Consider the following 22,920-nt stretch of genomic DNA (forward strand, 5'->3'; position numbering starts at 1 on the left):
ACCTCCTTCGTCACCCATGGCCCAGGTGCCGGGGCTGCCGGGGCCCTCGCTCCGTCCGGTCACGCCTTCTCCAGATAGCGGTGGACCAGTGCCACGGCCATCGCGCCCTCGCCGACCGCGGAGGCGACCCGTTTGATCGAGTCGGCGCGGACGTCTCCGGCGGCGAAGACTCCGGGCACGTTGGTCTCCAGGTGGTACGGCTCGCGCCGGAGCGGCCAGTTGCGGGGGCGGTTCTCGGCGGAGGTCAGATCGGGCCCGGTGAGGACGAAGCCCTTGGCGTCGCGCTCGATCGTGTCGCCGAGCCAGTCGGTGAACGGCTCGGCGCCGATGAAGACGAACAGCCACTCGCTGTCGACCGTCCGCTCGCCGTCCGGGCCCTTGAGCGTGAGCCGTTCCAGGTGGTCGTCGCCCTCCGCGCCGACCACCTCGGTCCCGGTGTGCACCTCGATGTTCGAGATGTTGGAGATCTGCTCGATCAGGTAGTGCGACATGGACCTCTCCAGCCCGTCGCTCCGGACGATCAGATGGACCCTGCTGGCGTAGCCGGACAGGTAGACCGCGCCCTGCCCCGCGGAGTTGGCCGCGCCGACGATGTAGACCTCGCGGTCCCGGCACTCGGGCGCCTCGGTCACGGCCGCGCCGTAGTAGGTGCCCCGGCCCACGAAGTCGTCCAGGCCGGGGGCGGTCAGCCGCCGGTAGGAGACCCCGGTGGCCAGGATCACGGTGTGCGCGGCGATGCCGGTGCCGTCGGCGAAGCCGACCACCCGGGCCTGGCCCTTGACCTCCAGGCTGGTGACCTTGCGGGCGGTGAGCAGTTCGGCGCCGAACTTCAGCGCCTGGCGGCGGGCCCGGTCGGCGAGCTGGGCGCCGGAGACGCCGTCGGGGAAGCCCAGGTAGTTCTCGATGCGGGAGCTCTGCCCGGCCTGCCCGCCGGAGGCGTGCTGCTCGACCATCACGGTGCGCAGGCCCTCGGAGGCCCCGTAGACCGCCGCGCCGAGCCCGCCGGGGCCGCCGCCGATGACGATCAGATCGTAGAAGTCGGTGGCCGGGGCGGTGGACAGGCCGACCGCCGCGGCCAGCTCGGCGGTGGTCGGGGCGGTGAGTTTCGTGCCGTCCGAGGTGATGACCAGCGGCAGCTTGGCCGGGCTGATCTCGCACCCCTCGCCGGCGGCGGCCAGGAGCTGCGCGCCCTCGGGGTCGTCGGCCAGCATCCACCGGTAGGGCACCTGGTTGCGGGACAGGAAGTCGCGGATCTTGTAGGACCTGGCCGACCAGCGGGCTCCCACCACCCTCAGCTCGTCGGACTCGCGCCGGTCGGCCCGGTGCCAGGCGTCGAGCAGGGCGTCCAGGACCGGGTAGAACTTCTCCTCCGGCGGGTCCCACGGCTTGAGCATGTAGTGGTCGAGATCCACCACGTTGATCGCCTGGATCGCCGCGTCGGTGTCGGCGTAGGCGGTGAGCAGCACGCGGCGGGCGTAGGGATACAGGTCCATCGCCTGTTCCAGGAACTCCACGCCGTTCATCTGGGGCATTCGGTAGTCGGCGAGGATCGCCGCGACGTCGTCGCCGCGCAGCCGGAGCTGGCGGACGCTCTCCATTCCCGCGACCGCGGTGTCGGCCCGGACGATGCGGTAGGAATGGCCGTAACGGCGTCGTAGATCGCGCGCCACGGAACGTGAGACGCCCGGATCGTCGTCGACCGTCATGATGACCGGCTTATCCATGACCTACCTTCCCCCGAAATAAGACAACCTCTATCGAAGGATGTCACATCCCCTGTTAGGGCTCAGCCTGCCGGAAGCTCGGGGGCGGGGCATCCGGCCGCGCGGAGCAGGGCGGCCGGACGGCCGCGGCCGGCGCGCAGCCGGGTGAACTCCGGATCGCTGGTCCAGAACTCGCGCAGCGACTCGTGCCCGACCCGGTCGGCGATGATCTGCAGGGCGATGTCGTGCCTGATGTACTCCACCGCCATCAGGACCACGGCCGGGTCCTCGGTGTAGACGCCCCAGGCCGAGCCGCCCAGGAACCCGCCTATCAGGGCCTCCCGGCGGTCGGCCGCGACGACCAGGAGACGGCAGCCCAGGTTCTCCATGATCACATCCGGGGTGGAGAACCGGTGTTCGTACAGGTGCCCGACCAGGTCCTCGGCGGGGCCGAAGTGCATCACCGAGGCGTCGACCCCCCGCCCGACCGCCCGCCGGACCAGCGGGGACAGCCGCTTCATCTCCTCGGGCCAGATCGACAGGAACAGGTCGGTGCGCGCGGCGGCCACCACGTCCTCGGCGCGGGCCAGCAGGGCTCCGGCGTCCTTGAGGTTGTGGATCAGATGGGCCTCGGGCGGCGCCACGATCGTGGGCAGCGAGGCCTGCAGCGACTCGATCGAGTCGTCGAACTCCCGGCGCATGCGCTCCAGCAGCGACCGGGGCGGCAGTGGCAGGTAGTCGGTGGCGTCCTCGGCGCCCCGCACCTCGTAGGCCGCGCCCTTGGCCACCAGCTTGCCCAGCGTCTCGTAGACCGTGCTGCGCGGCACGCCGGAACGCTTGGCCACCTCATAGCCGTTGAGCGGCTGCCCGGAGCCGACCAGGGTGATATAGGCCTTGGCCTCGTAACCCGACATGCCCAGGCGCTGCAACTGTTCTACTACGTCCCGCATCGCAGTCATGCTACGGCGCGCGGCGGCAGTTTTGTGTTGTCCTAAAGCACCTGATTCGGCTTTGTATTTATCATTCTGGAGTGCTCGCCGGTGAAATAGCCGCCATGGGCCGGCCGGCCTGGGGATGAATGCCCTTCCTGCGAGTTTCCGCAGAAGCCGAATCGGATTCATTATGCGGGACCGCGCGCCCGCTTGGCGAGTCTCCGGGAGCCCCGCGTGGGCTTTCAGTGATCTTTACGCGATCCCCGGGTCTCCGTGCGGCGGGGTTGGGCGACCGAACGCGCCCTAAGTAAGCCGGGACGTATCGTCTCGCTCAGGTGCCGGGGAACGCCGGAGGCCGCGGCCACCCCCGGCAGGGTGGCCGCGGCCTCCGGCACGCGTCCGATCAGACCTGGCCGGCCTTCTCCAGGGCGGTGCAGCAGGTGTCCACGATGAGGCGGGTCACCAGGTAGGGGTCGACGTTGGCGTTGGGGCGACGGTCCTCGATGTAGCCCTTCTTCTCCACCTCGACCTGCCACGGGATGCGGACCGAGGCGCCGCGGTCGGAGACGCCGTAGCTGAACTTGTTCCACGGAGCGGTCTCGTGGTGACCGGTCAGGCGCTCCTCGATGCCGGCGCCGTAGTGCTTGACGTGCTCCTCGGCGTTCACGGCCAGAGCCTCGCAGGCGGTGATGATCGGGTCGTAGCCCTCACGCATCGCCTTGGTGGAGAAGTTGGTGTGCGCGCCCGCGCCGTTCCAGTCGCCCTTCACCGGCTTGGCGTCGAGCGTGGCGGCGATGTCGAAGTCCTCGGCGATGCGGTAGAGCAGCCACCGGGCGATCCACATGTGGTCGGAGACCTCCACGGGACCCGCCGGGCCGACCTGGAACTCCCACTGGCCGGGCATGACCTCGGCGTTGATGCCGGAGATCGCCAGGCCGGCCTCAAGGCAGAGGTCGAGGTGCTTCTCGACGACGTCGCGGCCGAAGACCTCGTCGGCGCCGACGCCGCAGTAGTAGCCGCCCTGCGGGGCGGGGAAGCCGCCGAGCGGGAAGCCGAGCGGGCGGCCCTCCTTGAAGAAGGTGTACTCCTGCTCGATGCCGAACCACGACTCCTGGTCGGCGTACCTCTCGGCCACCTCGACGAGCGCGGCGCGGGTGTTGCTGGCGTGCGGGGTCATGTCGGTGTCGAGGACCTCGCAGAGCACCAGCACGTTGCCGCCGCCGCGGATCGGGTCCGGACAGGTGAACACCGGCTTGAGCACGCGGTCGGAGGAGCCGCCGTCAGCCTGGTTGGTGCTGGACCCGTCGAAGCCCCAGACCGGGAGCTCGGCGCCGTCGGCCAGGATCCTGGTCTTCGAACGGAGCTTGGCGGTCGGCTCGGTGCCGTCGATCCAGATGTATTCAGCCTTGAAGGTCATCGGCGGAGTCCTTGAGGAGGGAGTGGTTTGCTGCTCCCAAAGATTCGCAAGTCGCGATTTCGCATCTGTTGCCCGAATGTGAACAGGATGTTACTTAAGCCCGTTTCTCCAGGCAGAGGCCTTGCCGAAAGTTCGCACAGGCCTCCTGCGGGGCTGTGAACTGCCCGTCCGCCCTCCGCGCCGCCGGGACGTCAGCTCTCGGGGACGCCGAAGAAGCGGGCCGAGACGGATTCCTGGGCGAGGCGGCGCAGGACGTCGAGGACCCTGCCGTGCACGACGGTGCCGACCACCAGGGCCTCGACCGCGGCCTCGCGGGGGCCGTCGAGGGGGATGGTGCCGATCTCGTGTTCGACGACGAGGTCGAGGGCGGCCGCGGCGTAGGGGCGCAGGGCCTCGCCGGTGGCGGGCATGCCGAGCCGGTCGAGGGTGAGGATGGCCTGGGCGAGCTCGTCGCGGGTGGGGGCGCCGGGGTCTATCCGCCAGCCGAGGTCGGTGATCAGGCGGTCGGCCTCGGCGCGGGCGCGCCGCCACTCCTCGTCGTCGTCGTGGGCCTCGACGGCGGGGGCCAGGGCGTAGTGGGCGGTGCCGAGCACCTCGTGCATGCCCAGGTTCTCGTCGTCGACGGCGGCGATCACCTTGCGGATGGACGCGATGGGCAGCCGCCCGACCTCCAGCAGCGCGCGGACCAGCCGCAGCCGGCGGATATGGCCGGCGCCGTACTCCGCCCGCGTGGCGGAGGTCTGCTCTCCCGGAGGGAGCAGGCCCTCGCGCAGGTAGTACTTGATGGTGGGGATGGGGACGCCCGACGCGGCGCTGAGCTGGGATATCCGCATTATTGGATAGTACAGCTAGCCAATCGTCCCCGGGTGCGCCTCCCGGCGCCGGAGCCGTCCGGCCGGGCCTCTCGGGGCGCCCCGGCGACCATGCCGATCATCGCACTCTCCTCTGCCGCGGTCTGCCGTGATTCGCGGGAGATGTCAGGCGATCACCGGCCGGTGCCGGCTCACGTCTCTTTCCGGAGCGAGGGGCGGACGTCGATGACCGTCATCCCCGCGGCGAGCGCGGCGGCCACCCCCTCGTCGGTGTCCTCGTAGGCGACGCAGGTGTGGGGGGCGGCGTTCAGGAGCCGGGCCGCCAGCAGGTAGACGTCGGGGGCCGGCTTGCCGTACCGGACGTCGTCCCTGGTGACCACGGCGTCGAACAGCGGGCGCAGGCCGGTGGCGCGCAGGGTCTCCTCCACCGCCTGGCGCGCTCCGCCGGAGGCGACCGCCATCGGCACCCGGTCCCGGTGCGCCTCGGCGACGGCGGCGACCTGCGGGTGCGGCACGACGGTGTGGATCAGCCACTGGTAGGCGTCGAGCGCCGCCGCCCGCACCGCCGGGTAGTCCAGCTCCGCGCCGGTCTCGGTCTCCAGCTCGGCCAGCAGGCGGTCGGCGGACAGGCCGGCGCGGGCGCGGTACCACGCCGGGTCGAGCTCCACCTGCCAGTCCGCCAGGGCCGTCCGCCACGCGGTCTCGTTGGCCGAGGTGGTGTCGACGAGGGTGCCGTCGCAGTCGAAGACGAGGGCGGCGTACGGCATGGCGGGCCGGAGTCGTTGATCGAGCATGATCACCTAACGCGTGATTGTGGATCTTCGCAAGCCTACCGCGCCCTGTACCGAGCAAGCGCTTGCCTAAGTGGCGGGCGCGGGCTAGCGTGACGGGCGAGCGCCGCTCGCCTCCACGGCGTCCCGCGGCCCACGGACGTCGCTCGCCGGAGCGGATCGCGCCCCGTTCCGGCGAGCGACCCGACCTCCTCGGGAGTCGTATGCGGGGCAGGGCGGCCGTCGCCGGTATCGGGATGACGGCTCTGACGCGGAGGTCCGGCAGGACCGAGCTGGAGCTCGCGGTCGAGGCGTCCCGGGCCGCGCTGGCCGACGCCCGCGTGGAGGCCGGGCGGATCGACGCCGTCCTCAGCTACCACATGAACGACTCCGTCCCGGTGGTCCAGGTCGCCAGGGCGCTGCGGATCGAGAGGCTGGGCTGGCACAACGACATCACCGGCGGCGGCACCCAGGCGGCCTCCGTCCTGGGGGACGCGGCGATGCTGATCGCCGCCGGCGTCGCGCGCAACGTGCTGGTCTACCGGGCGTTGAACGGCCGCTCCGGCACGCGCATGAACACGGCCTCCACCGGCCCGCAGGAACGCTTCACCATCCCCTACGGCATGGCGGGGCCGATCCCGATGTTCGCCCTGGCCGCCCAGCGCTACCTGCACGAGACCGGTCTGACCGAGGAGCATCTGCACGCGGTCGTCGCCCAGTCCCGCGACAACGCCGCGGCCAACCCGCGCGCCCTCCGCCGCGACCCGCTGTCCCTGGAGGACTACCTCGCCAGGCCGTACGTCTGCTCGCCGCTGCGGACCGTGGACTGCTGCCAGGAGACCGACGGCGCCTGCGCGCTGGTGATCCGTGACGCGCGGCTCGCGCCGCAGGCCCCCCGGATCCACGCCGTGGTCAGGGGAGGCGGTCCCGGCTGCTCGTCCATGGACCGTTCGCCCGACGTCAGCGCGATCTTCTCCGCCCATGTCGCCCCGATGCTGTGGGAGGCCTCGGGCATGCGGGCGGCGGACGTGGACGTCGCGCTGCTCTACGACGCCTACTCCTGGCTGGTGCCCCGGCAGCTGGAGGACTTCGGCCTGGCCGGGCGGGCCGAGCTGGGGGAGTTCCTGCTCCGGCGCCGCCACGCCACGGTCAACCCGCACGGCGGCCTGCTGTCCGAGGGCTACGTGCACGGGCTCAACAACGTGGCGCAGGCCGTACGGGAGCTCCGGGCGGGCCGGGGGACGGCGCTGGTGACCGGGTTCGGCGGCAGCTACGGCAGCGCCGCGCTCCTGGTCCGGCCCGGCTGAGCGGACATGCCCGGCCGGGCGGCCCGGTCCGGCATGGCCGCGCCCGGTCCGGTATACGGCTGAGCGGCCCGGAACGGCCGGGCGGGTCCGATCGCGGCGACGCCGGGTCCCCAGGGGGTTGACGGGGACCGCACTTAAGAATAATTTTCACCCAATCATTGGGCGGGTGAAAGGAATGCCTGTGGCAGTAGGGGCACTCGGCCGCATCCAGACCGAGACACCCGCGCTGCCCGAGGCGCTGCGCCGGGTCGGCGAGGCCATCTTGGCCGACCCGGCCGGAGCGGCCCGATCCACGATCATCGCGCTCGCCGAGCGGAGCGGCAGCTCGCCCGCCACCGTCACGCGGTTCTGCCGGGTGTTCGGCTTCGCCGGATACGCCGGGCTGCGGGTCGCGCTGGCCACCGAGACCGGCCGCGCGGCGCAGGCCAACTGGGACGCCAACGTGGGCCACGAGATCGGTCCGACCGACCCGCTCGACGCGGCGATCGGTGTGATGGCCGCCGCCGACTCCCGCCTCATCCAGGAGACCGCGGCCCAGCTCGACGTGGCCACCGTCGCCAGGATCGCCGACGCGATCGTCGCCGCCCGGCGGGTGCTGATCTTCGGGGTCTCCATCAGCGGCGGTGCGGCCGGCATGATCGGCGGACGGCTCCGCAGGATCCGGGTGCCCTGCTGGAGCCACGCCGACGCCCACGAGGCGATCGCCGACGCGGCGCTGCTGACCGAGGGCGACGTCGCGATCGGGATCTCTCACCAGGGACGGACCCGCGAGGTGCTGGAGTCGCTCGCCGAGGCCGGAGACCGGGGGGCGCTGACCGTCGCCGTCACCTCCTTCGCCCGGTCCCCGCTGGCCGAACTGGCCGACCTGGTGCTGACCACCGCGAGCCGGGAGACCACCTTCCGGCTGGGCGGCCTGGCGGCCGTCCACTCCCAGCTCTTCGTGCTCGACGCCGTCTACGTCGCGGTCGCGCAGCGCACCTACGAGCAGACCAACGAGGCGTTCGAGCGGACGATCCGAGCGCTCGAGAGTCACCGCGTGGAGAGGAGTTGACCGTGGATATCGGCGCCGCCGACTACGTCCATGAGGTGAAGGCCCTGGTGGACGGGGTCTTCCAGACACAGGGGGTCGCGGTCAGGCAGGCCGCCGGCCTGATGGTGGGTTCGCTGCTCGACGACGGGGTGGTCCAGGCCTTCGGCTCCGGCCACTCCGAGGCGATCGCGATGGAGATCGCCGGCCGCGCGGGCGGGCTGGTCCCCACCAACCGGCTCGCGCTGCGCGACGTCGTCCTGTACGGCGGGAGCCCGGTGGAGGCGCTGCTCGGCGCCCCCGGCGAGCTGGAGCGCGACCCGAAGATCGCTCAGCGGATCTACGACCTGGCCCCCGTCCAGCCGCAGGACGTGTTCGTGCTGATCTCCAGCTCCGGGGTGAACGGCTCGGTGGTGGAGCTCGCCTCCGTCGTCAAGGACAGGGGACACGGCCTGATCGCCCTGACCTCCGTCCAGCACAGCACCGCGATGACCTCCCGCCACCCCTCCGGCCGCAAGCTGCTCGACCTCGCCGACGTGGTGCTCGACAACGGCGCCCCGTACGGCGACGCGGTCCTGCCGCTCCCGGACGGCGGCTCGTTCGGCGCGGTCTCCACGATCACCTCGGCACTGCTGGCCCAGATGATGATGGCCGAGGTGGTGCGCGGCCTGATCGAGGCCGGCCGGACCCCGCCGGTCTACCGCTCCGCCAACGTCACCGGCGGAGACGAGCACAACCGGGCACTTGAGAACCGCTACGCCGGAAGGATCCGGCGAGGTGCCTAACCACCCCCCTGCAGGAGGAAGCATGACCCATCTGTCCCGGCGCGAGCTTCTGCGCAGCGCGGCCCTGGCGGGGCTCGCCCTGCCGGTCCTGTCCGCGTGCGCCAGTCCCGCGGGCGGAGGCGGCGCCTCCCCGGCGGCGCCGGCCGCCGGGGCCACCAGCGCGGCCAACCCGCTCGGTCTCGCCGAGAGCAAGCCCCTGGAAGTCTGGATCTTCGACGGCGGGTTCGGCGACTCCTACGCCACGGGCATCCACGAGCCGCTGGTCAAGGCCAAGTTCCCCAAGCTGGAGATCAAGCACAACGCGACCAAGGAGATCGCCAAGACCCTCCAGCCGCGCTTCGCCGGCGGCAACCCGCCGGAGTTCGTCAACAACTCCGGCGCCAACGCGATGGACTTCGGGGCACTGGTCCAGGACGGCCAGCTCGCCGACCTCACCCCCCTGTACGACGCGCCGAGCTGGGACGACCCCGGTGTCAAGGTGCGCGACACCATCGACCCGACCGCGATCGAGCTGGGCAGCTACGACGGCAAGCCGTACGTCCTCAACTACGCCAACACCGTCTGGGGCGTGTGGTACTCCCAGAAGCTCTTCGAGGCCGAGGGCTGGCAGCCGCCCAAGACCTGGGCGGAGTTCCTGCAGCTCTGCGAGACCATCAAGAAGTCCGGCAAGACCGCGCCGTTCACCTACGCGGGCAAGCACCCCTTCTACATCTACGAGGCCATCCTCACGCTCGCCGCGAAGATCGGCGGCAAGGACGTGCTGAAGAACATCGACAACCTGGAGGACGGCGCCTGGCAGGCCGAGCCGGTCAAGCAGGCCGCGACCGCCTTCGCCGAGCTCGGGGCCAAATACCTCCTGCAGGGCACCGCGGGCCTGGACCACGTCCAGACCCAGACCGCCCACAACAAGGGCCAGGTCGCCATGCTGCCCTGCGGTTCGTGGCTGGAGAACGAGCAGAAGGACTCCACCCCGGCCGACTTCGGCTACGCGATGTTCGCGCTGCCGGACTTCGGCTCCTCCGACGCCCTGCCGTACGGCACGCTGCACGTCCAGCCGGGGGAGGAGTACATCGTCCCGGCCAGGTCGGCCAACCCCCAGGCGGGCCTGGAGTACATGCGGGCGATGCTCTCCAAGGAGGGAGCCGGGAAGTTCATGGAGCTGGTCTCCACGCTGACCGTCGTCAAGGGCGCGGGTGAGGGGCGCACGCTCAAGCCGGGGCTGCAGAGCGCCTCGACGGCCCTGGACGCGGCGGGCGACAACGCCGTCTGGTTCCTGTTCCGCAAGTGGTACGCCGAGATGCACGACGAGGTGGCCGCCGCGTCCGGCCAGCTCATGAACGGCAAGCTGACCGTCGACCAGTGGATCGAGCGCGCGCAGAAGAAAGCCGGATCGATCAAGAGCGACTCTTCGGTGAAGAAGTTCAAGAGGTAGCACCGTGAACTACGGCAGGATGCGGTTCGTCACCGGGTTCCTCGCGATCCCGGTGGCACTCTACGTGATCTACGTGATCGCCCCCTACGCGCAGGCCTTCTACATCGCGTTCACCGACTGGCGCGGGGTGAACGCCAATCCGCGGCTCGTGGGCCTGGAGAACTTCCAGAGGCTTTTCGACGACAACGTCTTCTGGAAGGCGGTGGGGCACAACCTCATCCTGCTGATCCTGATGCCGCTGCTCACCATCGGCATCGCGCTGTTCTTCGCCTTCCTGCTCAACGCGGGCGGGCGGGGCGGCACCGGGGGCGTCTGGGGGTCGAAGTTCTACCGGGTGGTGTTCTTCTTCCCCCAGGTGCTGGCCGTCGCTGTGGTCGCCGTCCTGTTCCAGCAGGTCTTCCGGCCCGACCGGAGCGGCATGCTCAACGCGCCGCTGATCGCCCTCGGGTTCGAGCCGGTGGGCTTCCTGTCCGACACCGACATCGCGCTCTGGGCGATCCTCGGCGTGCTGGTCTGGCAGGCGGTCGGCTTCTACGTGGTGCTCTTCTCGGCGGGCATCTCCTCCATCCCGCGCGACATGTTCGAGGCGGCCGCGATCGACGGCGCCGGAGGGGTGCAGCTCTTCCTCCGGGTCACGCTGCCCCTGCTCTGGGACACCATCCAGGTCGGCTGGGTCTATCTCGGCATCGCCGCGCTCGACGTCTTCGCCATCGTGTGGGTGATGACGGCCGAGCACGGCGGGCCCGATCACTCCACGACCGTGATGGCGGCGGAGATCTACCGCAACGCCTTCCAGTACTTCAAGTTCGGCTACGCCTCCGCGATGGGCGTGGTGCTGTTCTTCTTCACCATCGGGTTCGCGGCGCTGGCCCTGCGCCTGTCGCGGCGTGAGCGAATCGAGTTCTAGTGGCAGACGCGGTGATTCCCCGGAGCCGGGCCTACGCCCGTGCGGAGCGCAGGAGGCGGCTGGGGCCCCTGTCGGTCCTGACGCACGTCACGCTGGTGGTGTGGACGATCCTGGTCGCGGTGCCGATCGTGTGGACGTTCCTGGCGTCGGTGAAGAGCGAGGACGAGATCTTCGGCGACGCCTGGTCGCTGCCGGCCTCCCTCCGCTTCGACAACTGGGCGCGGGCCTGGGAGCAGGCGCACGTGGGCCAGTACATGATCAACAGCATCGTCGTCGTGGCGGGCGGCACGTTCGGCACGATGCTGTTCGGCTCGATGGCCGCCTACGTGCTCGCCCGCTACCGGTTCCGCGGCAACCGGGCCGTCTACCTGCTGTTCGTCTCCGGCCTGGCGTTCCCGGTCTATCTGGCGCTGACCCCCCTGTTCTTCGTCGTGCAGAACATGGGCGCGATCCCGGTGATCGGCCCGTTCATCGGCCTCAACACCCACGGCGGGCTGATCCTGGTCTACATCGCCTACTCGCTGCCGTTCACCGTGTTCTTCCTCGCGGCGTTCTTCAGGACGCTGCCGGGGGCGGTGGCCGAGGCGGCCTTCGTGGACGGCGCCTCGCACACCCGGGTGTTCTTCCGGATCATGCTCCCGATGGCCAAGCCGGGCATCATCAGCGTGACCATCTTCAACGTGCTCGGCCAGTGGAACCAGTACCAGCTCCCGCTGGTCCTGCTCACCTCCGACAAGGAGAAGTGGGTGCTCACGCAGGGCATCGCCGACATCTCCACCGCGGCCGGCTACGACGCGGACTGGTCGGCCCTGTTCGCCGCGCTCAGCATGGCCATCCTCCCGATGCTGATCGTCTACACGCTCTTCCAGAGCCAGATCCAGAAGGGGCTGACGGCGGGAGCGCTCAAGTAGCCCGCCAGGGCCTCGAGCGGGGTGTTCACCGGATCGCCCGGGGCGTTCACCCGGTCGCGGCGGCGTGGGTGTCGGGTTCGGGGCCGGCCTGTACCGGGGGGCCGTCGCGGAGCGGGACCTCGCGGATGAGCCAGGAGACCGCGAAGGCGATCACCGCGAGGACGGCGGCACCGATGAGGACGCCGTGCAGACCGCCGGTGACGGCCTCCCGGACGGCGTCGCCCGCCTGAGCGGGCAGGCCCGGCAGTAGCCCGGGCGTGAGGTCGCCCCCTACGGTCAGCTGGTCGGCCGCCGCCGGGCCGAGGTGCGCGCTGAGGCCGTCCCGCATGCGGACCGCGTACAAGCCGCCCAGCAGCGCGATGCCCAGGGACCCGCCGATGGTGCGCAGCAGGGTGACCGTCCCGCTGGCGGCGCCCATGTCACGGGGGTCGGCGCTGTTCATCGTGATCAGCGTCGTGCTCTGCATCACCAGGCCCATGCCGGCCCCGATGACCAGGCCGAGCGCCGAGGCCGTCACCGGCGCGGTGTCGACGTCGAGCAGCAGCAGGGCGAGAGCGCCCGCGATCATGAGTGCGCCGCCGAGAATCGGATAGACGCGGTAGCGGCCGTTGCCGCTGATGAGACGGCCGGTGAGCAGTTGCGCGCCGAGCATGCCGAACATCAGGGGCAGCAGCAGCATGCCGCTGGCGGCCGGTGAGGCTCCTTGGACGAACTGCATGTACTGCGGCAGGTAGTTGGTCACGCTGAGCATGACCGCGCCGACCAGGAAGCTGAGGATCTGGGCGAGGGTGAAGTCGCGGTCGTGGAACAGGCGGGGCGGGATGATCGGTTCGATGGTCCGCCGTTCGACGGCCACGAATCCGGCCAGGCTGAAGACGCCGACGGCGGTCAGGGTGAGGATCTGGGGTGAGGCCCAGGAGTAGGTGCTCCCGCCCCAGCCGGCCAGCAGGGTCAGGGCCACGATGGCCGTGGTGAGCAGGGCCGCCCCGCCGTAGTCGATGCGGGCTCTGACACGTTCGGCGGGTGGCAGATGGATGCGGGTGGCGATGATCAGGAGGGCGACGGCGCCGAGGGGCAGGTTGACGTAGAAGGTCCAGCGCCAGCTCAGGTGGTCGGTGAGCAGGCCGCCCACGAGAGGGCCGCCGATGTAGGCGATCGGCATGATGACGCCGATCATCGACTGCAGGCGGCCGCTGTGGCGTGGTGCTACGAGCACGCCGATGATGGCCAGCGCGCCGACCATCAGCCCGCCCGCGCCGAGGCCCTGTACCGCGCGGAAGGCGATGAGCTGGCTCATGTCCTGGGACACGCCTGACAGCAGCGAGCCGACCTGGAAGAGCGCGATCGCGGTGATGAAGGTGGCCTTGCGGCCGTACAGGTCGCCGAGTTTGCCCCAGATGGGGGTGGTGGCCGCGCCGGCGAGCATGTAGGCGGTCACCACCCATGGCAGGCGGTCCAGGCCGCCGAGGTCGCCCACGATCGTGGGCAGCGCGGTGCCCACGATCAGGCCGTCCAGCATGGCCAGGAACATGCCGAGCAGCAGGCCGAACACCGCGAGGTACGGCAGACGGCGGCCGTCTGGTCCGTGGTGGGTCATGGCGGGTTCAGGCGGCGTAGGGGCGGGTGATCCTGGCCTCGCGCAGCGAGTGCGCCCACCAGGCGAGCCTGTCCAGCATGACCTTGGCCGCGGCGTCGGCGGCCGGGTCCACGGCCTTGCCGTCACCGTCGAACTGGGCCCACGGGTGCTGCAGGCCGACGCTGTCGCGGATGGTGACGGCGTGCAGTTCGGCCAGCACCAGACGCAGGTGCTCGACCGCGCGCAGCCCGGCCGAGAAGGCGCCGTAGGAGACGAAGGCGACAGGCTTGGCATGCCATTCGGTGCCGTGCCAGTCGATGGCGTTCTTCAGCGCGGCGGGGAAGCTGTGGTTGTACTCGGGGGTCACGATGACGAAGGCGTCGGCCGCCGCCATGCGAGGTGAGACCGCGGCCAGCAGGTCTCTGGCCTCCTGGGAGGCGGGCGGCTGACCGAGTACGGGGAAGACCGTCGGCAGCGGGGTTTCGATCAGGTCGATCAGGTCGGCTTCCATGTCGTGGCGCTGGGCCAGGTGGTCCATGACCCAGTTCGCCACGGCGGGGCCGAAGCGGCCGTCGCGGGTGCTGCCCAGGAGGACCGCGATCTTCAGGTGGTTGTCGTTCATGAGGGGCGCGTTCCTTCGTTTGTGTACAACGTATCTGGCGAGATACAACGTACATATTGATGTGTACATTGTCTACTGTTGATACGTTGTACACACGGCAAGCCGGAGGAGCGAAACCATGGCCACCGAGGAAGACAAGCCACGCGAATCCCTGTGGGAGCGCCTGGAGCGTCCAAGCCCCACCCCACGCCAGACCCTCTCTCCGCAGCGCATCGCCGCGGCCGCGGCCGCGGTCGCCGACGCCGAGGGCCTGGAGGCCATCACCATGCGCCGCCTGGCCTCCGAACTGGGCGTCGCCCCCATGGCGCCCTACCGCTATGTGGCCGGCAAGGACGACGTCCTGGAGCTGATGGTCGACCACGTCTATGCCGATCTGCGCCTCCCGGACGGTCTCGGGTGGCGCGAGACCATGCGTGCCCTGGCGCTGGGCACCCGTGACCTGATGCTGCGGCACCTGTGGCTGGCTCAGCTCTCCCCGCAGGCCAGGCTCTCGCTCACGCCCAACAGGATGGCCGTGGCCGAACAGGCCCTGTCGGCCCTGGACGGCCTCGGCCTGGACGCCGACGCGATGATGAGCGTCTTCCGTGCCGTGGACGCCTACGTCGCCGGCGCCTTGAACTACGAAAGCGCCGTGCTCAACCTCCTGCGCGAGCATGGATGGTCTGACGGCGGCGAGTTGCGCTCCGAACTGGCTCCACAGATGACCTGGCACATGCGGACCGGCCGCTACCCCACCTTCCAGCGCTATCTGCGCACCGCCACCCGCAAGGACGACACGCGGTGGCAGTTCGAAAGCGGCCTCACCTACGTCCTCGACGGCATCGCCGCCGAACTGGGCATCTGAGAGGTTCGCGTGGATCCGCGGCCGTGCTCGCCGCGCCGTGGGGGACGTGCGCGCCGGCGACGTGGAGCCGTGACCCGGGTGCCGGCGCGCCGCCCGGGGCTCGGGCCGCCTTCGGGAGAACACCCCCGTTTAAGGGGAACGGGTTGACGGGCGGGGCATATCGGCGGTTAAGTTCGTTAGGAAAGTTTCCTAACGAGCGGGCGAGGTTCTCTCGCCTCCGGTCCCCCCTCTGGAGAGACACGTGCCCATCTCGTCAGATCCGCGCTCCGGCCGCCGGACCCTGCGGCTCCTCCTCACCCCGGTCGTCGCCGCCGCACCGGCCCTGGTCCTCTTCGCGGCCCCCGGACACGCGGCCGCGCCGGCGCCGCGCCTGTCCGCGTCCTCGCAGGAGCCGGTGACGGCCGCCGCCGCCGACCTCACCGACCCGCGCAAGAAGGACATCGCGATGCAGCTCGTCTCCAGCGCGGAGAACTCCTCCCTGAACTGGAAGGCGCAGTACAAGTACATCGAGGACATCGACGACGGGCGCGGCTACACCGCCGGGATCATCGGCTTCTGCTCGGGAACCGGGGACATGCTGGATCTCGTCGAGCTCTACGCCGAGCGCAAGCCCGGAAACGTGCTCGCCAAGTATCTGCCCGCCCTGCGCAAGGTCGACGGCACCGACTCCCACAAGGGCCTGGACCCGAACTACACCAAGGACTGGGCCGCCGCCGCCAAGGACACGGTCTTCCAGCAGGCGCAGAACGACGAGCGCGACCGGGTCTACTTCAACCCGGCGGTCCAGCAGGCCAAGAAGGACGGCCTGCGCGCCCTGGGGCAGTTCGCCTACTACGACGCCATCGTCATGCACGGCGACGGGGGCGACTCGGAGAGCTTCAGCGCGATCCGCAGGAACGCCCTCAAGAAGGCCAAGCCGCCCGCGCAGGGCGGCGACGAGGTGAAGTACCTGCACGCCTTCCTCGACGCCCGCAAGGTCGCGATGAAGGCCGAGGAGGCGCACGAGGACACCAGCCGGGTCGACACCGCGCAGCGGGTCTTCCTCAACAAGGGCAACCTCGACCTGAACACCCCGCTGTCCTGGAAGGTCTACGGCGACCCCTACACGATCGGCTAGCGAGATCCCGGCGGGCGGGCGCGGCTCCACCCGTCCGCCGGACTCCGCCGACCTCCGGCGACCGAGAAGCCCGGCGACTCCCGCCCCGGCGGGCACACGGTCCCGGGGGACATGCGGTCCCGGCGGGCACCCGGCCCTGGCGGACGCGCGCCCGCCCGGCGTCCGGAGCTATCCGGCCGGCAGGTTCTTCAGGGCCTCACGGCGGCTCAGCCCGGTGATGCCCATGTGGTCGACATAGCGGACGACCTCCCGGGGATTGGTCTTGGCGTACTCGCGCAGGGCCCAGCCGATCGCCTTGCGGGCGAAGAAGTCGATGTCGGACAGGCTCGGCTCGATGCAGGCGTAGAGCAGGCCGGTGTCGGTGGCGGACCTGAACCTGTTCTGGCAGAGGATGGAGGTGCGGCGCTTCCACAGGTCGTCGCCTCGGGCCCACTCCAGCATGAGCGGGCGCATGGTGTCGGGGAAGGCCGACAGCAGGCCGCCGACGCGGTGGACGGCGAGCTCGTCGACATAGTCCCACCACGCCCCGGAGACGATCATCTCCTCATACATGGGGAGTGCGTACAGGGTCTGGAAGCCCCGGTAGAGCCGGTAGCCGGTCAGCTCGATCGCCGCGTAGCGCTCCTCGCGGTATTCGGCGTCCCGCCACAGTGACAGCACCGTCCTGCGCCACTCGGGCGCGCCGTCGATCGGGTGCCCGGCGAAGACCTTCCGCAGCGCCGTACGGCGAGGCCCGGCCTGGACGCCGAGGAAGGGCATCTCCGACTTCATGTAGGCCCGCATCGCCGGTGCCTTGGCGGCGTCGGCCACCTCGGTGAGCGCGCCTCGCACGGCCTCGTGCAGTGTGTCCATTGCTCGCTCACCACTCCTCGTCCGCTGCGCGGACGCCTCGTTCCTCGCCGGCCACCGCGCTCACCGCGTCGGGGCCGCTCGCGGCGCCCGTCGCCCGCTCACGACGCCTCACCCGTGCGCGTCAAGCGCTGTGGCTGCTCCGCTCGCCGGTCGCCAGGCCGTCGAACAGGACGGTGATGTAGTGCTCGGCGAGACCGGTGGTGTTGAGTCGGCCGCCCGGGCGGAACCAGCGGACCGCGACCCAGATGGTGTCACGGATCATGCGGTAGGTGAGCTTGGGATCCACGTCGGCGCGGAACTGGCCCACGGCCTGGCCGAGCTTGATCTGCTCGACCCACATGCGCTCGACCTCGTCCTCGGCCTTGACCAGGTAGTCGAAACGGTCGCCGGGCAGGGAACGCAGGTAGTTCCAGTCGTTCTGCATGACGGTGATCGCCGCGCGGTGCGGTTCGAGGGTGCTGAACCCGATGCGCACCATCTCTGAAAGGATTGCGCGGGGCTCGCCCTCCTGCTCCAGCGCGGCGCGGTAGCGGCCGACGAGGTCGTCGAGGAAGGTGGTCAGCACCTCGTCGACGATCGTCTCCTTGGAGTCGAAGTGGTGGTAGAGACTCCCGGACAGGATGCCCGCCTCCTCCGCGATCTCGCGGACGGTGGTGGCCTGAAAGCCCTTGCGGGCGAAAAGCTCGGCGGCGAGCTTGACGAGGTGGTCGCGGCGCTCGGAGGCGGGGCCCGATGAGGCCGTGCGCTTCGTCGTCCCCTGGCGCTTGACCGGGGTGCTGGTCGCGCCGCCGGAGTTCTTTCGCGTGTTCACACCCTCATTATGAGCCCTTGCGCAATCGCTTGTTCACCTGAACACGCCAGCTCATCCCCGCCTTTGAATGTAACCAAGCGCTTGCTACATTTGAGACTGGCTCATATCGAAGGGACACGCAATGGCTGAGGCATACATCGTCGGCGCCGTCCGGACTCCCGTGGGCCGCAGGAACGGCGGTCTCGCCGACGCCCATCCGGCGGACCTGGGCGCCCACGCCATCGGGGAGCTCGTCCGGCGCACCGGCGTGGACCCCTCGGCGGTGGACGACGTCGTGTTCGGCTGCGTGGACACCGTCGGCCCGCAGGCCGGCGACATCGCCCGCACCTGCTGGCTGGCCGCCGGACTGCCGCAGGAGGTGCCCGGCGTCACGATCGACCGCCAGTGCGGCTCCTCCCAGCAGGCGGTCCACTTCGCCGCCCAGGCCGTGCTGTCGGGCACGTCCGACCTGGTCGTGGCCGGTGGAGTGCAGAGCATGAGCCGGGTCCCGATCGCCTACGCCATGACCGCCGGGCAGGCCCTCGGCTTCGACGGCCCGTTCGCGGGATCCAAGGGCTGGCAGGCCCGGTACGGCGGGCAGGAGGTGTCGCAGTTCCGCGGCGCCGAGATGATCGCCGCCAGGTGGGGCATATCGCGCGCCGACATGGAGGAGTTCGCCTACGAGTCCCATCGGCGGGCGCTGCGCGCCATCGACGAGGGCCGGTTCGCCGCCGAGATCGCCCCCTACGAGGGCGTCACCACCGATGAGGGCCCGCGCCGCGACACCACGCCGGAGAAGATGGCCGCGCTCAGGACCCTGGTCGACGGCGGACGCCTCACCGCCGCGGTCTCCTCCCAGATCTCCGACGCCGCCGCCGCCCTGCTCATCGCCTCCGAGGAGGCGGTCCGGACCCATGGCCTGACCCCGCGCGCCCGCGTCCACCACATGTCCGTCCGCGGGGACGACCCGATCATGATGCTCTCCGCCCCCATCCCCGCCACCGCGCACGCGTTCCGCAGGACGGGCATGTCGATCGGCGACATCGACACCGTCGAGATCAACGAGGCGTTCGCCTCCGTTGTGCTGGCCTGGCTGAAGGAGACCGGCGCCGACCCCGCCAGGGTCAACCCCAACGGCGGCGCCATCGCCCTCGGCCACCCGCTCGGCGCGACCGGCGCCCGGTTGATGACCTCTCTCCTGCACGAGCTGGAGCGGACCGGCGGCCGGTACGGCCTGCAGACGATGTGCGAGGGCGGCGGCCAGGCCAACGTGACGATCATCGAACGGCTCTGAGAGGGCGCCCGGCGCGGGTGGGCGCCTGGCGGGCGTGATCTCGGACCGGCCGCCGGTGCCCCGGTCCCCGAGTCTCCGGGGGCGTCCGGGCCGCCGCCGGGTGCCGTTCAGGCGGGGGAGTCGCGCCTCCAGCGTTCGGTGAAGAGGTGCTCGCCGGGCGGCGGGCCGGGCAGCGGTCCGCGGTGGACGGCGCGCAGGCCGTCCAGGGTGATGGCGATGAGGCGCCGCCGGGCGGCCACGGCGGCCTCGACGAGATCCTCGCGGCCCTGCTTGCGGATCTGATCGAGCATCGGCGAGGAGCCGAGCTGCTCGATCAGGAGGGAGACGTCCGTGGGGGTGATCTCCGGCCGCAGGACCCCCGCTCCACGGGCTCGGGCGACGATCGCGGCCAGGAGCTCGTCGCCGCGCGCGCTCTTGGCCCACATCTCCGGGGTGACGTCGATGGTCCCCGCGATCGGGGCCAGGGACCCCTGGCCGAACTCGACGCAGGCGGTGACGAAGCCGGCCAGCCCGGCCCACGGGTCCTCGTGGGCGAGCCCCGCCTCCGCGGCCTCGTTCCACTGGTCGAGGGACAGTTCCGACAGGCGCTGGAAGAGCTCCTCCTTGGTGCGGTAGCGGCGGTAGAGGCTGCCGATCCCGACCCCGGCCCGGGCGGCGATCGCCGCCACCGAGGCGTGGGCGCCGTCGGCGGCGAGCACCTCCCGGGCGGCCCGGAGCAGCGCGTGGTCGTTGCGTTCCGCCTCGGCCTGCCTCCTGCCGCGCTTCCTGCCGTCGCTCATGCCCGCATCCTACCAGTTGCGGAGCGAATCGCTCCGGTATAACTTTCATAGCGGAGCGACTCGCTCCTTTTTGAGAGAAGGTGCGGACATGCGTGCTGTGACGATGGACCGGTTCGGCGGGCCCGACGTTCTCCAGGTCCGGCAGGTGGCGGACCCGGTGCCGGAGGCCGGCCAGGTGCTGGTGGCGGTCGAGTACGCCGGGATCACCTTCATGGAGACGCAGGTGCGGGCCGGGCGCGGTCCCGCGGCCAAGCAGCGGCCACCGCTGCCGCGCGTCCCGGGCAACGGCGTCGGCGGCCGGGTCGTCGCCGTCGGCCCCGGCGTCGACCCGGCACTGGTGGGCACGGTCGTGGTGGCGACGACGGGCGGCACCGGCGGTTACGCCGAACTCGCCGTGGCCCGGACCGAGGACGCCGTCCCCGTCCCGGCGGGCGTGAAGTTGCGCGACGCGGTGGCGCTGCTCGCCGACGGCCGTACCGCCGTGCTGCTGCACCGGCGGGCCGAGGTGGGGGCGGGCGAGTGGGTGCTGGTGGAGGCGGCCGGGGGTGGCGTGGGCAGCCTGCTGGTGCAACTCGCCGCGGCCTCGGGCGCCAGGGTGATCGGCGCCGCGCGCGGCGCGGGCAAGGGCGGGCTCGTCCTCTCCCTGGGCGCGGTCGCCTACGTCGACTATTCGCGGTCCGGCTGGGAGCGCGAGGTCGCCGAGCTGAGCGGGGGCGTCGACCTGGTCTTCGACGGCGTGGGCGGCGAGGTCGGCGCGCAGGGCATGCTGGCCGTACGGCCGGGCGGCAGGGCAAGCGTGTACGGCATGGCCTCCGGCTCCTGGACCGAGCCCGCCGGCCACGTGCGGGCCGTCCCCGACGGCGGGGTGCCGAGCGCCGCCGAGATCCGCGCGTTCACCGAGGAGGCGCTCGCCCTCGCGGCGGCCGGTCGGCTCCGCCCGACCATCGGTCAGACCTACCCCCTGCACGAGGCCGCCGAGGCGCACCGCGCGATCGAGGCGCGGGCCACCACCGGCAAGACCCTGCTGATCCCATGAGCGCGCCGACCGTGACGAGGGCGCCGGACGGGAGCATCGTCCCGCTGGCCGCGACGCTGCTGATCGGCGCGATCGCGGCGCTGCTCGACACCACGATCGTCGCGGTGGCCCTCGACGGCCTGGGACGGGAGCTGGCCGCGCCGGTTTCGACGATCCAGTGGGTCACCACCGCGTACGTGCTGGCGATGACCGCGGTGATCCCGCTGGTGGGCTGGTCGGTCGGCCGGTTCGGCGCCCGTGCGATGTGGCTGGCCGCGCTGGGGCTGTTCCTGCTCGGGTCGGTGCTGTCCGGCCTCGCCTGGTCGGCGGGCTCCCTGGTCGGCTTCCGGGCGCTGCAGGGACTGGGCGGCGGCATGATCCTGCCGTTGACGCAGCTCACCCTGGCCCGCGCCGCGGGACCGGACCGCCTGGGCCGGGTGATGGGCGTCGTCGGGCTCGTCGGCCAGCTCGCGCCGATCTCCGGGCCGATCCTGGGCGGTCTGCTGATCGACGGCTGGGGCTGGCGGTGGATCTTCTTCGTCAACGTGCCGATCGTCCTGGTCTCCATGGTCATGACCTGGCGGTGGTTCCCCCGCGAAGAGGAACGCGCCGACCGGCGACTTGACCTCGGCGGGCTGGTCCTGCTGCCGGCCGGACTGGTCGCCCTGCTGTACGCCCTGACCGAGGGCGGGGCGCCGGTGATCGCGGTGGCGGGGGCGGCGCTGCTGGCCGTGTTCGTCGTGCGCTCGCTCCGCCGTGCCGGAGCGGGCCTGCTGGACCTGCGACTGTTCGCCGACCGCTCCTTCCGGGGCGGGACGGTGATGATGTTCGTCATCGGCGTCACCACCTGGGGTCCGATGTTCCTTCTGCCGCTGTACTTCCAGCAGTCCCGCGGATTGTCGGCGTTCGACGCCGGGCTCGCGCTCGTCCCGCAGAGCGTCGGCCTCGGCCTGGCCGCCCTGCTGGTCGGCCGCTACGCCGACCGCGTGCCGCCCCGCCCGCTCGCGGTCGCCGGGCTGGCTGTCGCCGTCGTGGGCACGATCCCGTTCCTGCTGACCGTCGATCCGCCGCTGCTGGGCGCGGCGCTGTTCGTCCGGGGCGTCGGGTTCGGCGTCGCCGGCCTGCCCATCAGCGTGGCCATCTACCGGACGCTGAGTCCCGCGGCCATCCCCGGCGCCACCAGCGCCTCCAATGTCGTTCAGCGCGTCGGAGCCGCCACCGGCACGGCGCTGATGGCCGCCATCCTCCAGACGAGCGGCTTCGGCGACGCCCTGACCTGGATGCTCGTCCTCACCGCACTCGGCCTGGCCGGGACCGTGTTCCTCCCCTCCTGGGAAAGAAGAGGCAAATCATGATCAAAGTAGCAATCGTCATCGGCAGCACCCGCCCGGGCCGCAACGGCGAAGGCGTGGCCCGCTGGGTCCACGACCTCGCCACCCGGCGCGACGACGCCGTGTTCGAGATCGTGGACCTCAGGGACTACGACCTGCCGCACCTGGATGAGCCGATGCCGCCCGCGATGGGACAGTACGAGCATCCGCACACCATGGCCTGGGCCGAGAAGATCGCCTCCTTCGACGCCTACGTGTTCGTGACCCCCGAGTACAACCGCTCGATCTCCGGCGCGCTCAAGAACGCCATCGACTTCCTGCACGCCGAATGGGCCAACAAGGCGGCCGGTTTCGTCGGCTACGGCTCCGTCGGCGGCACCCGGGCGGTCGAGCACCTGCGCCTGGTGCTGGGCGAGCTCCAGATCGCCGTCGTGAGCAGCCAGGTCGCGCTGACGCTGGCCGCCGACTTCGAGCACTTCAGCGTCGTCCGCCCGGCCTCCCACCAGGCGGGCAGGCTCACCGCCATGCTCGACCAGCTCATCCCCTGGGCGGGCGCGATGAAGGCACTGCGGAGCGAGGCCGTCCCGGCATCGTGACGAGGGCCTCTCCCGGCCGGGGGTTCCGGCCCCGTCGGGATTCTCCTGTTCCATGAACGACTCTGATGTGTAAACCTGGAGTCAAACCCCCATGGTCAGCC

Annotated in this window: 22 protein-coding genes; 12 read left to right on the plus strand and 10 right to left on the minus strand. The window is 71.0% G+C overall.

Translation table 11 applies throughout. The annotated features are described in order from the left end of the window. Window positions 1–59: 59 nt before the first annotated feature. The 5 genes from BM085_RS19350 to BM085_RS19370 all read right to left on the minus strand — a co-directional run bounded on the left by BM085_RS19350 (window position 60) and on the right by BM085_RS19370 (window position 5,658). Entirely contained in the window at window positions 60–1,724 is a 1,665-nt protein-coding gene (locus tag BM085_RS19350; RefSeq protein ID WP_093888354.1) for an NAD(P)/FAD-dependent oxidoreductase, read from the minus strand. A gap of 62 nt (window positions 1,725–1,786) precedes the next feature. Beyond that, window positions 1,787–2,653: a TrmB family transcriptional regulator gene (locus tag BM085_RS19355; RefSeq protein ID WP_093888355.1), complete on the minus strand. Its 867-nt coding sequence runs from the start codon at window positions 2,651–2,653 to the stop codon at window positions 1,787–1,789. Window positions 2,654–3,038: 385 nt separating this feature from the next. Then, window positions 3,039–4,052 carry a glutamine synthetase gene (gene glnII, locus BM085_RS19360; protein WP_093888356.1) on the minus strand — a complete coding sequence of 338 codons (1,014 nt, stop codon included), beginning with the start codon at window positions 4,050–4,052 and terminating at the stop codon, window positions 3,039–3,041. A 191-nt stretch (window positions 4,053–4,243) separates the two neighbouring features. Next, on the minus strand, window positions 4,244–4,885 hold the full coding sequence (locus tag BM085_RS19365; RefSeq protein ID WP_093888357.1) for a MerR family transcriptional regulator: 642 nt from the start codon (window positions 4,883–4,885) through the stop codon (window positions 4,244–4,246). A 170-nt stretch (window positions 4,886–5,055) separates the two neighbouring features. Continuing rightward, a complete protein-coding gene (locus tag BM085_RS19370; protein ID WP_218158761.1) occupies window positions 5,056–5,658 on the minus strand; it encodes an HAD family hydrolase in 603 nt (200 codons plus the stop codon). Window positions 5,659–5,858: 200 nt separating this feature from the next. Between BM085_RS19370 and BM085_RS19375 the strand changes: the two genes are divergently transcribed. From BM085_RS19375 to BM085_RS19400, 6 genes are all read left to right on the plus strand, one after another. Continuing rightward, window positions 5,859–6,941: a thiolase C-terminal domain-containing protein gene (locus tag BM085_RS19375; RefSeq protein ID WP_093888359.1), complete on the plus strand. Its 1,083-nt coding sequence runs from the start codon at window positions 5,859–5,861 to the stop codon at window positions 6,939–6,941. A 175-nt stretch (window positions 6,942–7,116) separates the two neighbouring features. After that, a complete protein-coding gene (locus BM085_RS19380) occupies window positions 7,117–7,992 on the plus strand; it encodes a MurR/RpiR family transcriptional regulator (protein WP_031172202.1) in 876 nt (291 codons plus the stop codon). A 2-nt stretch (window positions 7,993–7,994) separates the two neighbouring features. After that, entirely contained in the window at window positions 7,995–8,753 is a 759-nt protein-coding gene (locus BM085_RS19385) for a sugar isomerase domain-containing protein (protein WP_093888360.1), read from the plus strand. 22 nt (window positions 8,754–8,775) lie between these two features. Beyond that, window positions 8,776–10,185 (plus strand): N-acetylglucosamine/diacetylchitobiose ABC transporter substrate-binding protein, encoded by a 1,410-nt coding sequence (gene ngcE / locus BM085_RS19390; protein WP_177245169.1) that lies wholly within the window; start codon window positions 8,776–8,778, stop codon window positions 10,183–10,185. A 4-nt stretch (window positions 10,186–10,189) separates the two neighbouring features. Next, window positions 10,190–11,092, plus strand: coding sequence for a carbohydrate ABC transporter permease (locus BM085_RS19395; RefSeq protein ID WP_031172198.1), 903 nt, complete (start codon window positions 10,190–10,192; stop codon window positions 11,090–11,092). Then, complete coding sequence (locus tag BM085_RS19400; RefSeq protein ID WP_093888362.1) at window positions 11,092–12,003, plus strand: carbohydrate ABC transporter permease; 912 nt, start codon at window positions 11,092–11,094, stop codon at window positions 12,001–12,003. The genes BM085_RS19395 and BM085_RS19400 overlap by 1 nt, the downstream gene beginning before the upstream one ends. 46 nt (window positions 12,004–12,049) lie before the next feature. Here BM085_RS19400 and BM085_RS19405 read toward each other — a convergent pair whose 3' ends face one another. Together BM085_RS19405 and BM085_RS19410 are read right to left on the minus strand one after the other, a co-directional pair. Then, window positions 12,050–13,600 carry an MDR family MFS transporter gene (locus BM085_RS19405; RefSeq protein ID WP_093888363.1) on the minus strand — a complete coding sequence of 517 codons (1,551 nt, stop codon included), beginning with the start codon at window positions 13,598–13,600 and terminating at the stop codon, window positions 12,050–12,052. A 7-nt stretch (window positions 13,601–13,607) separates the two neighbouring features. Further along, window positions 13,608–14,201: an NADPH-dependent FMN reductase gene (locus tag BM085_RS19410; RefSeq protein WP_093888364.1), complete on the minus strand. Its 594-nt coding sequence runs from the start codon at window positions 14,199–14,201 to the stop codon at window positions 13,608–13,610. Between the two features lie 118 nt (window positions 14,202–14,319). Between BM085_RS19410 and BM085_RS19415 the strand changes: the two genes are divergently transcribed. Together BM085_RS19415 and BM085_RS19420 are read left to right on the plus strand one after the other, a co-directional pair. Continuing rightward, window positions 14,320–15,045 (plus strand): TetR/AcrR family transcriptional regulator C-terminal domain-containing protein, encoded by a 726-nt coding sequence (locus tag BM085_RS19415; RefSeq protein ID WP_093888365.1) that lies wholly within the window; start codon window positions 14,320–14,322, stop codon window positions 15,043–15,045. Between the two features lie 241 nt (window positions 15,046–15,286). Then, window positions 15,287–16,162 carry a chitosanase gene (locus tag BM085_RS19420; RefSeq protein ID WP_093888366.1) on the plus strand — a complete coding sequence of 292 codons (876 nt, stop codon included), beginning with the start codon at window positions 15,287–15,289 and terminating at the stop codon, window positions 16,160–16,162. A 168-nt stretch (window positions 16,163–16,330) separates the two neighbouring features. On the opposite strand, the gene BM085_RS19425 is transcribed toward BM085_RS19420, so the two are convergent. Continuing rightward, entirely contained in the window at window positions 16,331–17,014 is a 684-nt protein-coding gene (locus tag BM085_RS19425; protein ID WP_093888367.1) for a DNA alkylation repair protein, read from the minus strand. Between the two features lie 121 nt (window positions 17,015–17,135). Beyond that, complete coding sequence (locus BM085_RS19430; RefSeq protein WP_031172180.1) at window positions 17,136–17,825, minus strand: TetR/AcrR family transcriptional regulator; 690 nt, start codon at window positions 17,823–17,825, stop codon at window positions 17,136–17,138. 121 nt (window positions 17,826–17,946) lie between these two features. Between BM085_RS19430 and BM085_RS19435 the strand changes: the two genes are divergently transcribed. Further along, on the plus strand, window positions 17,947–19,098 hold the full coding sequence (locus tag BM085_RS19435) for an acetyl-CoA C-acetyltransferase (RefSeq protein ID WP_093888368.1): 1,152 nt from the start codon (window positions 17,947–17,949) through the stop codon (window positions 19,096–19,098). 107 nt (window positions 19,099–19,205) lie between these two features. Here the strand turns inward: BM085_RS19435 and BM085_RS19440 are convergent, their stop codons facing one another. Beyond that, window positions 19,206–19,877, minus strand: coding sequence for a TetR/AcrR family transcriptional regulator (locus BM085_RS19440; protein WP_093888369.1), 672 nt, complete (start codon window positions 19,875–19,877; stop codon window positions 19,206–19,208). Window positions 19,878–19,965: 88 nt separating this feature from the next. Between BM085_RS19440 and BM085_RS19445 the strand changes: the two genes are divergently transcribed. From BM085_RS19445 to BM085_RS19455, 3 genes are read left to right on the plus strand one after another with little or no spacing between them, the layout of a single operon-like run. Then, window positions 19,966–20,913, plus strand: a complete 948-nt coding sequence (locus BM085_RS19445; RefSeq protein WP_093888370.1) for a zinc-binding dehydrogenase — start codon at window positions 19,966–19,968, stop codon at window positions 20,911–20,913. After that, window positions 20,910–22,247 carry a DHA2 family efflux MFS transporter permease subunit gene (locus BM085_RS19450; RefSeq protein ID WP_093888371.1) on the plus strand — a complete coding sequence of 446 codons (1,338 nt, stop codon included), beginning with the start codon at window positions 20,910–20,912 and terminating at the stop codon, window positions 22,245–22,247. Before BM085_RS19445 ends, BM085_RS19450 begins: the two co-directional genes overlap by 4 nt. Continuing rightward, complete coding sequence (locus BM085_RS19455) at window positions 22,244–22,819, plus strand: NADPH-dependent FMN reductase (RefSeq protein WP_093888372.1); 576 nt, start codon at window positions 22,244–22,246, stop codon at window positions 22,817–22,819. Before BM085_RS19450 ends, BM085_RS19455 begins: the two co-directional genes overlap by 4 nt. Window positions 22,820–22,920: the final 101 nt, after the last annotated feature.

It is taken from the genome of Streptosporangium canum (assembly GCF_900113865.1).
Lineage (GTDB): Bacteria > Actinomycetota > Actinomycetes > Streptosporangiales > Streptosporangiaceae > Streptosporangium > Streptosporangium canum.